Origin of the sequence: Gemella sp. zg-570 (assembly GCF_018866345.1) — a bacterium.
Classification (GTDB): Bacteria; Bacillota; Bacilli; order Staphylococcales; family Gemellaceae; genus Gemelliphila.
On record NZ_CP076443.1, the window covers coordinates 859,786 to 874,375 of the forward strand.

The following is a 14,590-nucleotide window of genomic DNA, read 5'->3' on the forward strand; positions in this document are numbered from 1 at the left end:
TCAACAATTATTATACAAATAAAAAATAAAAACAGCAAATTTTTGCTGTTTTTATTTTAAGCTGCTAATCCTTTAATTGCTGCTCTTTCTAATTTAATTTCTGTTTTTGGTGCAATACGCAAAACCACAGTAGCAGTTCCTATTTCTACTATTTCTCCATAAATTCCTGCAAATGTAACAACATTGTCTCCAGGTTTTAATGAATCCTGTAATAATTTTAATTCTCTATTACGTTTGTTTTGTGGGCGTATTATTAAAAAATACATAAAAGCAAAAATCACCACAAACATTAAAATACTATATAAATTCTGCATAATTTTCTCCTATAAATTTTATAATATCTATTTTACTATACACTAATAAAAAAATAAACTATTTTTTAAAAATTTTTAGGATTTTCAACATTTAATCCGTATTCTTCAAAAAATTCTTCTTTATAATCTAGTAGTCTATCTTCCATTATTGCTTGTCTAATATTTTTCATCATATTAAGTAAAAAGTGAATATTGTGTGTTGTTGCCAATCTAGCCCCAAAAATTTCATCAGCTTTAAACAAGTGCCTTAAATAAGACTTAGTATAATTTTTACAGCAATAACAAGTACAATTTTGGTCTAGAGGAGTAAAATCTTCAGCAAATTTTGCATTTTTTATAACAATTCTTCCTTTACTCGTCATACAAGTTCCATTTCTTGCTATTCTAGTAGGTAGGACACAATCAAACATATCAAGACCCCTTATTACTCCTTCAAAAAGGGCATCAGGAGAACCAACTCCCATTAAATATCTAGGTTTATTAGTTGGTAATAGTGGCATTGTTTCTTCTAAAACTCGGTACATAACTTCTTTAGGTTCTCCAACAGATAAACCTCCTATTGCATAACCTGGAAAATCCATGCTAACTAAATCTTTGGCGCTTTGTTCTCGCAATTCTTTAAAACCTGCTCCTTGAACTATACCGAATAAACTTTGATTTTTATAATTAGTGTGAGCTTTTAAACATCTTTCTGCCCATCTTGATGTTCTTTCGACAGATTGTCTAATATATTTATAATCGTGATTAAAGTCTGGGCATTCATCAAAAGCCATCATAATATCACTACCTAATGAAGTTTGTATACTAACTGCTTTTTCTGGTGATAAAAATAATTTTTCTCCTGATAGGTGATTTTTAAAATGTACTCCTTCTTCTTCTATTTTTCTAAAATCACTCAAGGAAAATACTTGAAATCCGCCAGAATCAGTTAGAATACTACCATCATAATTCATAAATTTGTGTAAACCACCAGCTTTTTCTATTATCTTTTCTCCTGGTCTTAACCATAAATGATAAGTATTAGATAATATTATGTTAGCTCCCATATTTTTGACTTCTTCTGGAGACATAGTTTTTACTGTTGCTTGTGTGCCTACTGGCATAAAAACAGGAGTTTCAAAACTTCCATGAGGTGTGTGAACTATACCTAATCTTGCACCTGATTGCTTACAAGTTTTAATATGTTCATACCATACTGCATTATTTCTTACGTTTTTCATTTATTCCTCCAAAATTAATATATATACATGACATCTCCAAAACTAAAGAACCTGTATTTATTTTTCACTGCAATATCATATAATTTTAACATACTTTCTCTATTATAAAAAGCACTTACTAACATCAGTAATGATGATTTTGGTAAATGAAAATTTGTTATAAGTCCGTCAATACATTGAAATTTGAAACCAGGATATATGAATATATCAGTCCAACCTGATGTTTCAATTATTTTTCCTTTATTATCTCTAGCTATAGTTTCTAATGTTCTTGTAGTTGTTGTACCAACAGAAATTACTCTTTTCCCCTTACTTTTAGTTTTATTTATAATATCTGCTGTTTCTTGATTAATTTCATAATATTCTGTATGCATTTTATGAGTTTTTATATCTTCAACTGCTACTGGTCTAAATGTTCCCAAACCCACATGTAGTGTCAAATAACAAATATTTACACCTTTTTTCTTAATATCTTCTAACAATTCTTTTGTAAAATGTAAACCAGCTGTTGGAGCTGCAGAAGAACCTATTTCTTTAGAATATACAGTTTGATATCTTTCTTTATCTTCTAATCTTTCTTTTATATATGGGGGCAGAGGCATAAGACCTAACTCATCAAGTCTTTCTTGAAATATCCCCTTAAAAATAAACTTTAATTCTCTAAAACCGTCATCTTTTACAGCTATACACTCAGCCTGCATTATACCACCAAAATCTAAAATAGTATCAACTTTTACTCTTTTTGCTGGTTTTACCAAACATTCCCATTTTGTATCTACTTTATTTTTTAATAATAAAACTTCTATACTAGCCTTAGTATCTATCTTTTCACCAAATAATCTTGCAGGCATAACCCTAGTATTATTTAAGACTAGAGTATCTCCACTATCGAAATAATTAACAATATCAAAAAAATTTTTATGACTATAAGAATTATCTTGTTTATTAATAACCAATAATTTACTATCATCGCGTTTTTTAAGTGGGACTTGTGCAATTAGATTTTCTGGTAAATAAAAATTAAAATCTTCTAATTTCATTGTATTCTCCTAATATAATCATTTTCATTATAAAAAGGCAGCTTAATTGCTACCTCTTACATATTTTATATGCGAAAGCAAATTCATTATTATTCCTAAGGTAATACTAAGAATAAACATAGAGCTACCTCCAAAGCTAAAATAAGGAATAGGAACTCCGGTTAATGGAAGAGAAGCGGAAACTCCTCCCATATTTATTATAGTTTGAATAAATAATAATGCCGCAAAACCAAGAGCAAAAAGAGATTCAAAAGTTCTTCCCGCTTTTAATCCAGTATATATAATTTTTAATATTATTATAGACAAGAGTAAAACTAAAAATAATACTCCAAAGTAGCCCAACTCTTCAGCAGTTATTGCTAATATAAAATCTGTGTGTGCTTCTGGTAAATATCCTAATTTCTGTATAGAATTTCCTAAGCCTCTTCCAAATAGTCCCCCATTACCAAATGAGATTAAAGAATTAACAACTTGACTATCTGAACTACTTTTCCCAGAAAAAGGGTCTAAAAATGTTTTTATCCTATTTACTCTGTATGAACTACCACTATAAAAAATAACTGTTATTAGTAAGATAAATAATCCTCCAGAAGCACCTAAAATTGAAATTTTTATAAGAGTATAAATATTTCTAAAACTTATATTAGCACATAAAACCATGACAACTAAAACAAAAACGGTTATTAACATTGTTCCAGTATCATTTTGTAAAAAAATAAAAACTAATACAGCTAAAGGAACTCCAAACATGCTGATTAATTCTTTAAGTGGAGTGGGTCTTAAAAGAGTTCTCTTCCTCGATTCTAATATCAAAGCCATATAAGCAATTATAAAAATTTGAGCTATTGTAGATGGCTGAAATGTAAAGCCAGCTAAATTTATCCAAGAGTGAGCCCCGTTTACTGATGCTTGAAATAGTGGAATTATTAAAAGTATTACAATAAATAAAAATCCAGACGTATAAATATTTTTATTTTTAAAAATTTCATATGGAATTATAGTTGCAAAGACAAGATAAGCACATAAAGAGATAGTTGCCCAAATTAGCTGTTTTATTAGAAAATAATTTGCAGCAACTGGAACATTACCAGTGAACATTCCGTACTTATTGCCTATCATACTAGCACTATAAACCATTATACAGCTAAAAACAAATAAAATTATTAGAGATAAAGTTACAAATATATCCAATTTCTTATAGCGTTTTTCTTTTGCTACACGTTTTAATATTTTTTTTATATTCATATACGTTTAATTAATTTTTCTTTTCTCAATATTAAGATATAGATTATTAAGTTTATTCTCTAAATCTTCTAAAACTTCTTTGCTATAACTTTTTGTAACAAATCCTATCTCAACTGCAAGTTCTAACTCTTTTGAAATTCCATAAATTTGAGTGTCTATTACATCTTGATAAAGAGGACACTCTCTATATTTTTTTACAGATAGCTGAGCTTCAATAAGTTCTTCTACCTTTTTTATATCTTGTCTGATTTTATTAATTACTTTTATTTTCAAAATATTGTCCATATTCATTCTCCTAACAATTTATTGTAAAAGTCTTTGCTCTTTTTTTATAATAGTTACTGCTCTTAGATAAGTATCTTGAGTAATTAAACCTAGTCTATATAACTCCATTATCTCAAATTTTGTTAATTGAAGCAAGTGCAGTCTATTTTTCATATAAATAATTATATCAAAAGATTTTAGTAATTGCTGTATATCGAAAAAATCCTTCATGAAATCTACCCCTTACTATTTATTTCTTCTCTAAAGTTTAAATATTTAATATTCTTATCTAATTTAATAGCTTTCTCTATATATTCTAAACTTTTACTATAATTGCTTTCCTTGTATTCTATTAAGGCTAATTGATAATAGATTGGTGCGAATTTATCATCAAAATTAATTCCATCTAAAAACACTTTCTTAGCTTCTTGTACTGTTGATGTTGTTATTTTCATCATACCTAATTCATAGTATGATAGTATTGATTTATTATTAGAATTTATTTCTAATTCTAATTTTTCTGTTGAAGTATATCTATTTACCTTAAGTAATCTTTCATTTACTGAATTTAATCTGTAATTATTAATTGAACTTTTCATATCTATACCAAAAATATTAATAAATATTCCTAAAACCACAACTAATGAAATTAAAAATATAGCAAATTTACTGTTTGTTCCTTTTAATAGTGCTATCTGAACAAATATTCCTAAAATAAAGGCAAACATATACATACCTATTGATATTTTAAAATCTGAAATTAAATTGAGTAAAATTAAATATATAATAGGCATTACAGCTGTATAAATAAATTTAAGATTATCATTTCTTTTATTAAGTTCAAAAATAAACATAGCACCTAACAAACCAAAAAATGATAAATTTATTGTGTTGGTATATTGTATTTGGTTAAGAATTAAAAATAAATTACAAAATAAAGAAACAGCCAACAAAATTATTATTGAATTTTTTAAACTTAATTCTTCATTTAATAAAACTGAACACAGTACGATAAATCCAACTATAAAAATTAAATGAAGTGAATTTTGAAAAATAAATATGTCCGTATATAACCTATAAAATTGACCACTTATAATATTTTGATAATTATACTCAAAATATTTATATATACCTCCCTTGCTATAATAAAGCAAAATATAATTTAATAAAAATAATAAAACAAAAAATATTGCTATTAAATTAAAGTAAATATTTGTAGATTTTAGTTTTTTATCTTTATACTTGTATCTGTCAACTACCCTATTCTGGTATCTATCGCTATCCACAGATATATCAACAAATTTTATATCACCTTTTTTTATAAAATTATGTATGTTTTTCTCCGATACAACTACTCTTTCTACAAGTAATTCTTCTGAAACCTTATATTTTTTATATTCTTGAATATCATTCTCTTCTTTAGAAAAATGTAATATCTTTATTTTTAAGCTACTTAATTTAAAATGTTTTTTTAATCTTTTTTCGTTTTTTATAATATTATAAACATTAGCATCTACTGTCGGATTGTCTAGCTTGTCATTATAAATTAATCTGGTAATCTCATTTTCATGATTTATCAACCAAATATCTTGTTTTTCTTCTCGATAATACAAAACTTCATTATTATATTTTGTTGTATATAGATAAACTATTTTCCAAAATTTTTTATCATCCATAATTAAGTTATCCTCAATTAATAAACTTAAACAGCTCTTGCTATTTAAGTTTAACTAATAATATTTTCTCATTATATTCTAACTTTCCATCTTTTTTTAGAAATATTAAGTCTGAAACTAACTCCATGTTAGTTATTATACACGGTATAAGTGTAGATTTTGCTTTTTCTTTTATTAAATTCAAATCAAAGGTAACTAAATCTTGTCCACTTTCTATATCATCGCCAACATCTACATGAAATTTAAATCCCTGAGCTTGCAAATAAATTGTATCCAAGCCTATATAAATAAGTAATTCTATACCTGAATTTGTTCTTATCATCATAGAGTGTTTTGTTGGAAATATATTTATAATTTTTCCTGCAACAGGCGAACATAGTTTATTTTTTGATGGAAGAATAGCAAAGCCTTGACCTAGCATTTTTTGAAAAAACTGGGTCTGGAATATCTGCTAGTTTTACAAATTCACCTTTGACAAATGAATTTATCATTAATTCTGAAAATATATTTTTTTCTTAAATAACTTCAAAAATAAATTCATACTAAAATGACCCTTAAACTTAACCTACTCTACAATTTTAACATATCTAAGTATAAAACTCAACAAAATTAAGTAGCTAATACCGCTATATTAAATTTGATTTTTTTTAAATAAATAATTATAATTATTGCATATAGATAAAATTTTAAGGAGAATATTATGTCATTTTTTTCAAAAACAGGTAAGGATATTATTTTACCTAAAGATGTTCTTATTCAATCAAGAGAAACTGAAAATGTCAAGGGAGCTATAAACTCTACAATAGGCATGGCAACATTAAATAAAAAAGTAATGTACCTGCCTATATTGAGGGAGATAATAAAAAATTTATCCTATGAAGAATATTTACCCTACTCCCCTACTTCAGGTCATCCTACAGTTAGAAAATTATGGAAAGAAAAAATAATTAGAGAAAATAATAAAATTATTCCTGAATTTCTTTCTGAACCCATAACGACAGCTGGGATTACTCAAGGTATAGACCTTGTTGCAAATTTATTTTCTGATAAAGACGATGCTTTAGTATTACCAGACTTATACTGGCAAAATTATTCTCAAATATTTTCAGTAAAACTAAAAAATAAAATTTATAAATATCAACAATTTGAAAACGGACTTTATAGCATAGCAGGAATAAAAAACATATTGGAGAATTTACAAGAAAATAAAATATCAATGATATTAAATTTTCCAAATAATCCAACCGGCTACACACCTTCAAAAAAAGAATTTTCAGAACTAAAAGAAGTTTTAAAAAATTTTTTAAGTGCTAACCCTAATAAAAAATTAATTTTAATATGTGATGATGCCTACTTTGGATTATTTTTCGAAGAAGATAACAAAAATTCTACACTAAATGAATTTGCTGAATTAGTTAAATATGATAACTGCATAATCGCTAAATTAGACGGTATTACTAAAGAATTTTATGCTTGGGGCTTTAGATTAGGATTTTTAACCTATTATGTTAGTGATGATAAGTTGCGTAACGAAATCCTTGAAAAATCACAAGGTTTTTTAAGAAGTACAACATCTTCAGCTTCTAGTATTGCTCAAAAAACTTTAGAAATCTTGTTAAAAGATGATAAATACATAAATGAAAAATTAAAAAATGACAAAATAATTGAAAATAGATATAAAAAATTAAAAGAAGTAATAGAATTAGAAAATTTAGAAGAATACACAGAAATTTTGCCATTTAATTCAGGTTATTTTTTCACTATAAAGTTACCAGAAAATATAAACGCTCATGAATTTAGAATTAAACTTTTAAATGACTACAAATTTGGTGTGTATTCAATTGATAATTCTCACATAAGAATTGCATTCTCTTGCTTAGATGAAGAATATATTCCTATGATTATTAAAAGCATAAAAGAATGTATAATATCTTGGAAATAAATTTTTAAATTCTATTTACAAAACTTATAATAAATATTAAAAATAAAACTATAAAAGATAATTTTTCCTTTTATAGTTTTTTATTATCAAAAAAAGACTATTGATTTTATTTCAATAGTCTTAAAATATAAAATTTTAATTTTTGCCTTTTTTATTAATTCTTTTCATTATTTCTATAAAAATAAAATTAAATACTAAAATTAAAACTGATATAGCAAAAATATCTATATGTGTTATTGTATAATTTATCTCTAATACTTTACAAATATTTATATACAAGTAAGCTGAAATTACATAAATTATACTAGGAATTATTATAATATACTTTTTGTAAAACAAATAAATTTCCTCCCCTAAAAATTATTTTTTTCTATTTAAAAGTAAATCAGCTAATTCTATTAGTAAATTATTATTTAATGTATAAGCTGTATTCTTGGCTTTTTCTGTATGCTGTTCAAGTAAATTTTTACATTTTTCTATACCGTAAAAATTTAAATATGTTATCATATCTTCATCACTTGACATTTTCCCTATATTTTCAAATTCTCCGTAATAATCTAGGATATCATCTTTTATTTGATATGCTATACCTAATTCATTGCCAAATTCTTTTAATAAATTCAAATCTTTTTTGTTATTAGAAACTAAAGCTGAAAATAGGAGTGGTAAAATAATTAATTTACCAGTTTTTAACCTGTGCATATTTTTCAAATATTCAGCGTTAACTTTATATTTTTCTTGCCTAACGTCATATACTTGACCAGCTATCATGCCTTTAATCCCAGAAAAATTAGAAAGCAGTCTTATTAATTCTATTTTTACATCATTATCTAAAAATTTATTATCTGCGATTAACTCATAAGCCCAAGTTTGCATGGCGTCTCCTGTGAGTACAGCCATATCTTCTCCAAAAACTTTATGATTTGTTAATTTACCCCATCTATAATCATCATTATCCATAGATGGTAAATCATCATGTAGTAAAGAATATGTATGAATAAGTTCAATAGCCAGTGCCACATCCAAATATTTTTTGTAATCAATACCGTAATAATCTAGTAACAATAAAAATATAAGGGGACGTATTTTTTTACCCTCATTAACCAAAGAATATTCTATTGATTGTTTCAAATATTCTGATGTATTTAATTCAGAAATATTTTTTTTAGCAAAATCATTTATTAATTTTTTATTATCTAAGAAAAAAATATCAACTTTACTCTTCATTATCCAATTCCTTTTTTAAACTTAAAACTTTTTTTTCAGCTTTTTTAATTATATTGTTACAAGATTTTATAATATCTATTCCGGCTTTGTATTGCTCTAAGGCATCATCTAATGTTAATTCATTACTTTCTAATTTTCTTACTATATTTTCCAAATCTAATAATTGTTCTTCAAAGTTCTTTTTTTCCATACATAACTTCTCTCTTATAATAATTTATCTACTCTTGCTAATATATCCCCGTCCTTAACAGAAATTTTTATTTCATCATTTACTGACAAATCTGCAACAGAAGATATTTTTCTACCCTCTTTATCCTTAACTATGGCGTATCCTTTTTTTAATATATTTATAGGAGAATTATTTTCTAAACTATCAACTAAAGAATAGTAATTACTCTTATACTTTTCTATAATATCTAACCTTTTTAAAAGTTCTTTATTTTTAATAAGATTATCTTTTTTAATATTTATTGTATTTTTAATCAAGATATTTAACTTATCACTATAATTTTCTAATTCAGAATAAAAATAATGATAATTTTTTTCAAAATTTCTTATTTGATAAGTATTAGCCAAAGAAGATAACATATTTTTTTTGAAATTTATTTTTTCAACAATAAGTTTTGATATTAAATTTTCAGTATCTAGCAAATGATTTTTTAAATCTTCGATTGTAACTGATGTTACTATTTCGGCTGCCGCTGTCGGTGTAGAGGCTCTAACATCAGCTACAAAATCTGCTAAAGTAGTATCTGTTTCATGACCTATTCCAGTTATAATAGGAGTTTTACAATTAAATATTTCTCTTACTAAAAGTTCACTATTAAAACTCCACAAATCTTCGATACTTCCTCCCCCACGAGCTAAGATAATAACATCATTATCTTGCTCATCTGCCAATTTTAAATTTTTTATAATATCGTCAGTAGCATTTTCTCCTTGAACCAAAGATGAATAAATATTTATTTCAGCTAATGGATATCTTCTAGTGATAGTTCTTTTAATATCCTGTATAGCTGCCCCACTACTTGCTGTAATTACGGCTATATTTTTATTAAATTTTTTTATCAACTTTTTGTGTTCTTGTGAAAATATTCCTTCACCTTGTAACTTATCTTTTAATTCAATATATTTTTGAAATAAATCACCAATACTTTCTTTTTTAATTTCATAAACTATTAATCTATGATTGCCATAGGGAAAATAAAAATTAAGTTCTGCCTTTATTAATACATTATCTCCATCTTTTATATCTACATTCGTAGAATTAAACTTTAAGGCGTTTATTCTAGTATTAGAATCCTTTATAGAAAAATAAAGTGTCCCATTTGTATGTAATTTACAATTAGACACTTCTCCTTTTAAATATATTTCCTTTAAGTAGGGGTCATGAACAAATTTTCTTTCCAAGTATTTATTAAGGGCAGTTACTGTTAAATATACTCTTTCTGACATTTTATTGTTCTTCTTTCTCTACAAAGCCTTTTAAAACACCATTAACAAATTTATAACTATCATCACTTTCACTATATTTTTTTGAAAGTTCAACTGCTTCATTAATTGATACCTTGTAAGGTATATCACTATAAAGTATTTCGTAAATAGCTATTCTCAATATTTGTCTATCCATCTTGGACAATCTTTTAATAGTCCAACCTTTTAAATTTTCAGAAATAATTTTATCAATACTTTCTTTTTTATTTATTATTTCTGCTAATGTAGTTATTATATAAGAATTATTTTTTATATCTTCAGTTTCAAAATATAAAATTTCATCAATATTTAAATATGTATTATCTAACTGAAATAATATTTTAAATACAATCTCACGTAATTTATGCCTAGTTTTCATATTATTCTCCTAGTAGTCTATACCAACAATATTTACATTAACATTTTTAGCCTTAATTTCTGTCATATTAAATAAAGTATTTCTAACATTATATTGTATTTTTCCTGCTACCTGAGAAACAGGATAACCAGATTTTAATTTGCAAGAAATTTCTACATTAAGTTCCTTATCATCAAAAGAAAGTTTTACACCTTTTGAATATTCTTTTTTGCCCATTTTTTCTAAAGTATTATTTTTAAAATTACCCACAAGTTTAGAAACTCCTTCAACTTCAGATGTCGATATGCTTACTATTACAGCTAAAGCCTGTGGTTTTATTTCTATATTTCCCAATTTATTCTGCATCATCAATATATCTCCTATATTAAATATAATATGTTCAATTATACTATAAAAATATTTACTTAGCAAATTTATAGAATAAAAAAAGTTGATACAAGAAATGTATCAACCTTAATACTCCACAGGCAGGACTCGAACCTGCGACCCTCTGATTAACAGTCAGATGCTACTACCAACTGAGCTACTGTGGATAAATGTAGGAGTAAGGGAAATTTGCTCCCTGCGATCTTTTATACTCCTATTGGTTTTCAAGATGAATACCTCCAGGCAGACTTAAATATTCCTCCTAAATAAAAAAATGGAGCGGGTGATGAGAATCGAACTCACAACATCAGTTTGGAAGACTGAGGTTTTACCACTAAACTACACCCGCATATCATTTATTCATTTTATTTTTTTATTATAATAAAATTTAATTTTATTGTCAATACTATTTTTAAAAATTTATAAAAATCGACAAGATACTTCTCGTCGATTTTTTAATTATTTATCTAGTTTTAACATAAGATAATTTCTCTGCATTTTTTTCTAAAAAATTTGGCAATTCATCATCTGGAATTTGACGCAGGTATAAATTAGATCTTATTGTTTCATCTTCTTCACGACAAGTAGATAATACTAAATACCTATCTTTAGAATCAATTTTTATATTAGGATTTTTTGTAGTGGCATCTTTGCTAACTGCTGTTAATTGATTTGCAAAATCTGCATCACTTTCAAAAGTAGTTCTATAAAAAGCCGTAGTTTCTGGTACTATTATTAAGAATGCTACTTCATAATAATATTTTCTTTGAGGAGTTTCTATTACTAAATAAGGATGTTCATCAAAAAAATCTTGTTTGTCGTAATAATTAACATCATTAAACATTCTTTTATCTGGTGCTTGACTTCCTCTGGCGTGAGCAAATAACCATGTTAATTTATCTGAAAAATTTTTATTATTATCCATATCCATAAAAACAGCACCTAAAAGTGGGACATCATTTCCTTCAAAAGTTTTAACTAAATATGTATAATTATCATTAGTTTGAACTATGGGTTCATCTAAATTAGTATTTGGAGCATATATATATCCTATCGTTTCTTTATTGATACTTAATAAGTTATCAAATCTTTCTTTTAGATAAGTTTTTTCTTCTTCACTTACTTTATATGAACTTTCTGCGGCTTCAACTTTATTAGAAATATTTTCTTTAATATTTTCTTTTTTACTACATCCCGTTATGACTAAGCCTAATATTAATAAACATAGTAAAAATATTTTTTTAAAATTAATATTTAATTTCAATTACATCACCTCCAATTTCATAATTTATACCTTATTGAGATATTTGTTAATCTACTATTATATCTACAACTTCTTCTAATTTTGCACCTAGGAAATATGAGTTTATGTCTTCTTTTTCCAACACTTCTGAAATATCTTTTTTACTATATCTCACACCTTCTAATTTTTTAGATATATCCTCTACATCCATAACTCCAAAGAAATCTCCAAAGAATTTAACATTAGTTATATGACCATTATCCACTTGAATATTTGCTTCTATTTTTCCAGTTGATAATCTTCTATTTCTCTTAATATTAAATTCTGGATTTTTTCCGTATACCCAATCCCAAGAATCATTTTTTTCTGTTTGAATTTTTTTAATTTCTGTTAATTCTTCTTCTGATAAAACATAGCTTGTCATGCCAAATTTTTCTTCCATGTGAAGTCTAAGTGATTCTTTAAAATCTTGAACAGTCATTTCTTCATTAGGAACATATTCTTTAATGTTAGTAACCCTTGAACTAACAGATTTAATTCCTTTTGATTCTATTTTATCTTTTGAAACTTTTAAAGCTTCTGATAAAACACTTGTATCTACATCAAACATCAAACAACCGTGATGCATTATTCTTCCATTTCTAACATATTGGGCATTACCACAGAATTTTCTTCCATCTATTTCCAAATCATTTCTACCCGTAAAACTTGCAGAAACACCTAGAGTTGCCAAGGCATCAATTACAGGTTGAGAAAAACTTTTGAAATCAAATGCTTCTCCACTTCTACCATTTGAAATTATAGTATAATTCAAGTTATTCAAATCGTGGTAGACTGCTCCACCACCGCTAACTCGTCTTACTATTTCAATTCCTTTTTCATCACAATATTTTTGATTAATTTCTTCCGTAGTGTTTTGATTTTTACCTACAACTATACAAGGTTTATTAATCCAAAGAATGAAAACATCATCTTTTTTAGCCAACTCATTAAAAGCGTAAAATTCTACTGCTGTGTTAAACTTAGGGTCATTACTTTTTGTATCTATATATATCATATTAAGTTTCCTCATTTATTAATAATACTAATATTATATAATTAATTTTCTAATTATGCAATTAAATATTATTTTTATAATTTATTTTAAAAAATTTTTTAAATAATATAAAGAAAAAATTTACAATAAATATTTAGCCTAAACATTTATTGTATAGAATAAATATTTTAAATTTTTATTTTTTTCTTTTTTTGTTTGAAACTAAAGTTACTTTGTTAGAATCAAAATTTTCTTTTGTTTTTGGAGCCTTATAAGGTGGGTAAAGTTTATAACCTATAAAAGTTTGAACTATCATAAATAATCCCCCAACTATATAATAAACTCCGACAGCTCCTGCAACCGTAAATGAAATAACTGAAATCATTACTGGTGTTAACCACTGAATCATTTTCATTTGCTCAGCCATAGCTTCTTGTCCTGGTTGAACATTAGTTTGCGGCATTAACTTCATAGTCAAATGTGTTTGATAAGCATAAACTATGAAGGCTATAACTGGTAATACATAAGACCTAGTCCCTAAACTGAAAACACCTAAAAAAGTAGAATCAACAATTCCAGCAGAATGTGCTGGATTTAATAAAGTAAAGTATATACCTGTCAAAAAAGGTGCTTGGATTAAAATAGGCAAACAGCCCCCCACACTTATTGGATTGGCATTGTATTTTTTCATTATTGCCATTTGCTCACGTTGCAAATCCATTTGAGCTGTTCTTATTCTTATTTTATCTTCTTTACTAATAGCCCTAACCGCTTCTTTTTTTAATTCCTCTAATTTTTCTTGAACTACAGATAATTCAGGTTTAGCTTTTTCCATCCCTATTTTAGATTCTCTTTGCTTTTTATAATTATTAAGCATAAAAGGCATTATTACTAATCTTAAAATAAGTGTTATTATTACTATCGCAAGTCCCCAGCTACCCACTATGTCATAAATAAATTTTAAAAATTTATCCATAGGTTCTACAAATCCATCGTAAAACCAACCGCTTCTATCCTGAGCAGAACATCCAGTAATAGTAACCATTGAAACAAGACCTGCTACTATTGCTATTATCTTTTTCAATATATTTCTCCTTTAAATTTTTTACTTTTCAATTATAACAAATATATATTCTAGCGTCAATTATATATTTATTCTTTATCA

General features: G+C 25.9%; 18 protein-coding genes and 2 tRNA genes. 1 reads left to right on the top strand and 19 read right to left on the bottom strand.

Features of this window, described 5'->3' with window-relative positions:
- Positions 1–56: 56 nt before the first annotated feature.
- The 8 genes from yajC to KMP11_RS04420 form a co-directional block, all read right to left on the bottom strand.
- Positions 57–314 carry a preprotein translocase subunit YajC gene (gene yajC, locus KMP11_RS04385; RefSeq protein ID WP_216279549.1) on the bottom strand — a complete coding sequence of 86 codons (258 nt, stop codon included), beginning with the start codon at positions 312–314 and terminating at the stop codon, positions 57–59.
- A 65-nt stretch (positions 315–379) separates the two neighbouring features.
- Positions 380–1,534, bottom strand: coding sequence for a tRNA guanosine(34) transglycosylase Tgt (gene tgt / locus KMP11_RS04390; protein WP_216279550.1), 1,155 nt, complete (start codon positions 1,532–1,534; stop codon positions 380–382).
- A 14-nt stretch (positions 1,535–1,548) separates the two neighbouring features.
- Positions 1,549–2,574: a tRNA preQ1(34) S-adenosylmethionine ribosyltransferase-isomerase QueA gene (queA, locus tag KMP11_RS04395; RefSeq protein WP_216279551.1), complete on the bottom strand. Its 1,026-nt coding sequence runs from the start codon at positions 2,572–2,574 to the stop codon at positions 1,549–1,551.
- A 42-nt stretch (positions 2,575–2,616) separates the two neighbouring features.
- On the bottom strand, positions 2,617–3,819 hold the full coding sequence (locus KMP11_RS04400) for an FtsW/RodA/SpoVE family cell cycle protein (RefSeq protein WP_216279552.1): 1,203 nt from the start codon (positions 3,817–3,819) through the stop codon (positions 2,617–2,619).
- Between the two features lie 6 nt (positions 3,820–3,825).
- Positions 3,826–4,104, bottom strand: a complete 279-nt coding sequence (locus tag KMP11_RS04405; protein ID WP_215755955.1) for a DUF1507 family protein — start codon at positions 4,102–4,104, stop codon at positions 3,826–3,828.
- A gap of 18 nt (positions 4,105–4,122) precedes the next feature.
- Entirely contained in the window at positions 4,123–4,314 is a 192-nt protein-coding gene (locus KMP11_RS04410; protein ID WP_215755954.1) for a YqgQ family protein, read from the bottom strand.
- Positions 4,315–4,319: 5 nt separating this feature from the next.
- Positions 4,320–5,759, bottom strand: coding sequence for a rhomboid family intramembrane serine protease (locus tag KMP11_RS04415; protein WP_216279553.1), 1,440 nt, complete (start codon positions 5,757–5,759; stop codon positions 4,320–4,322).
- Positions 5,760–5,799: 40 nt separating this feature from the next.
- Positions 5,800–6,180 (bottom strand): PTS sugar transporter subunit IIA, encoded by a 381-nt coding sequence (locus KMP11_RS04420; RefSeq protein WP_215755952.1) that lies wholly within the window; start codon positions 6,178–6,180, stop codon positions 5,800–5,802.
- A gap of 279 nt (positions 6,181–6,459) precedes the next feature.
- On the opposite strand from KMP11_RS04420, the gene KMP11_RS04425 reads away from it, so the two are divergent.
- The gene (locus KMP11_RS04425; protein WP_215755951.1) at positions 6,460–7,701 is read left to right on the top strand and encodes an aminotransferase class I/II-fold pyridoxal phosphate-dependent enzyme; all 1,242 of its coding nucleotides are present in this window, start codon (positions 6,460–6,462) and stop codon (positions 7,699–7,701) included.
- A 135-nt stretch (positions 7,702–7,836) separates the two neighbouring features.
- On the opposite strand, the gene KMP11_RS04430 is transcribed toward KMP11_RS04425, so the two are convergent.
- From KMP11_RS04430 to KMP11_RS04480, 11 genes are all read right to left on the bottom strand, one after another.
- Positions 7,837–8,040: a hypothetical protein gene (locus KMP11_RS04430; protein WP_215755950.1), complete on the bottom strand. Its 204-nt coding sequence runs from the start codon at positions 8,038–8,040 to the stop codon at positions 7,837–7,839.
- 21 nt (positions 8,041–8,061) lie between these two features.
- Positions 8,062–8,928: a polyprenyl synthetase family protein gene (locus KMP11_RS04435; RefSeq protein ID WP_216279554.1), complete on the bottom strand. Its 867-nt coding sequence runs from the start codon at positions 8,926–8,928 to the stop codon at positions 8,062–8,064.
- Positions 8,918–9,118 carry an exodeoxyribonuclease VII small subunit gene (xseB, locus tag KMP11_RS04440; protein ID WP_215755948.1) on the bottom strand — a complete coding sequence of 67 codons (201 nt, stop codon included), beginning with the start codon at positions 9,116–9,118 and terminating at the stop codon, positions 8,918–8,920. Before xseB ends, KMP11_RS04435 begins: the two co-directional genes overlap by 11 nt.
- Before the next feature lie 14 nt (positions 9,119–9,132).
- Complete coding sequence (gene xseA, locus KMP11_RS04445; protein WP_216279555.1) at positions 9,133–10,383, bottom strand: exodeoxyribonuclease VII large subunit; 1,251 nt, start codon at positions 10,381–10,383, stop codon at positions 9,133–9,135.
- A 1-nt stretch (position 10,384) separates the two neighbouring features.
- On the bottom strand, positions 10,385–10,780 hold the full coding sequence (nusB, locus tag KMP11_RS04450; RefSeq protein ID WP_215755946.1) for a transcription antitermination factor NusB: 396 nt from the start codon (positions 10,778–10,780) through the stop codon (positions 10,385–10,387).
- 9 nt (positions 10,781–10,789) lie between these two features.
- A complete protein-coding gene (locus KMP11_RS04455) occupies positions 10,790–11,128 on the bottom strand; it encodes an Asp23/Gls24 family envelope stress response protein (RefSeq protein WP_215755945.1) in 339 nt (112 codons plus the stop codon).
- A 111-nt stretch (positions 11,129–11,239) separates the two neighbouring features.
- A tRNA-Asn gene (locus tag KMP11_RS04460) sits at positions 11,240–11,313 on the bottom strand.
- Positions 11,314–11,421: 108 nt separating this feature from the next.
- Positions 11,422–11,495, bottom strand: a tRNA-Gly gene (locus KMP11_RS04465).
- 114 nt (positions 11,496–11,609) lie between these two features.
- Positions 11,610–12,410 carry a class B sortase, LPKTxAVK-specific gene (srtB, locus tag KMP11_RS04470; RefSeq protein WP_216279556.1) on the bottom strand — a complete coding sequence of 267 codons (801 nt, stop codon included), beginning with the start codon at positions 12,408–12,410 and terminating at the stop codon, positions 11,610–11,612.
- Positions 12,411–12,456: 46 nt separating this feature from the next.
- A complete protein-coding gene (locus KMP11_RS04475; RefSeq protein ID WP_215755943.1) occupies positions 12,457–13,446 on the bottom strand; it encodes a lipoate--protein ligase in 990 nt (329 codons plus the stop codon).
- 175 nt (positions 13,447–13,621) lie between these two features.
- A complete protein-coding gene (locus KMP11_RS04480) occupies positions 13,622–14,509 on the bottom strand; it encodes a YidC/Oxa1 family membrane protein insertase (protein ID WP_253195935.1) in 888 nt (295 codons plus the stop codon).
- Between the last annotated feature and the right edge of the window lie 81 nt (positions 14,510–14,590).

Coding starts and splice junctions, on each gene's coding strand:
- nusB (WP_215755946.1), bottom strand. CDS start 10,780: ATGAAAACTAGGCATAAATTACGTGAGATTGTATTTAAAATATTATTT.
- xseB (WP_215755948.1), bottom strand. CDS start 9,118: ATGGAAAAAAAGAACTTTGAAGAACAATTATTAGATTTGGAAAATATA.
- xseA (WP_216279555.1), bottom strand. CDS start 10,383: ATGTCAGAAAGAGTATATTTAACAGTAACTGCCCTTAATAAATACTTG.
- KMP11_RS04435 (WP_216279554.1), bottom strand. CDS start 8,928: ATGAAGAGTAAAGTTGATATTTTTTTCTTAGATAATAAAAAATTAATA.
- KMP11_RS04425 (WP_215755951.1), top strand. CDS start 6,460: ATGTCATTTTTTTCAAAAACAGGTAAGGATATTATTTTACCTAAAGAT.
- KMP11_RS04475 (WP_215755943.1), bottom strand. CDS start 13,446: ATGATATATATAGATACAAAAAGTAATGACCCTAAGTTTAACACAGCA.
- KMP11_RS04420 (WP_215755952.1), bottom strand. CDS start 6,180: ATGCTAGGTCAAGGCTTTGCTATTCTTCCATCAAAAAATAAACTATGT.
- KMP11_RS04400 (WP_216279552.1), bottom strand. CDS start 3,819: ATGAATATAAAAAAAATATTAAAACGTGTAGCAAAAGAAAAACGCTAT.
- yajC (WP_216279549.1), bottom strand. CDS start 314: ATGCAGAATTTATATAGTATTTTAATGTTTGTGGTGATTTTTGCTTTT.
- KMP11_RS04455 (WP_215755945.1), bottom strand. CDS start 11,128: ATGATGCAGAATAAATTGGGAAATATAGAAATAAAACCACAGGCTTTA.
- KMP11_RS04405 (WP_215755955.1), bottom strand. CDS start 4,104: ATGGACAATATTTTGAAAATAAAAGTAATTAATAAAATCAGACAAGAT.
- tgt (WP_216279550.1), bottom strand. CDS start 1,534: ATGAAAAACGTAAGAAATAATGCAGTATGGTATGAACATATTAAAACT.
- queA (WP_216279551.1), bottom strand. CDS start 2,574: ATGAAATTAGAAGATTTTAATTTTTATTTACCAGAAAATCTAATTGCA.
- KMP11_RS04410 (WP_215755954.1), bottom strand. CDS start 4,314: ATGAAGGATTTTTTCGATATACAGCAATTACTAAAATCTTTTGATATA.
- KMP11_RS04415 (WP_216279553.1), bottom strand. CDS start 5,759: ATGGATGATAAAAAATTTTGGAAAATAGTTTATCTATATACAACAAAA.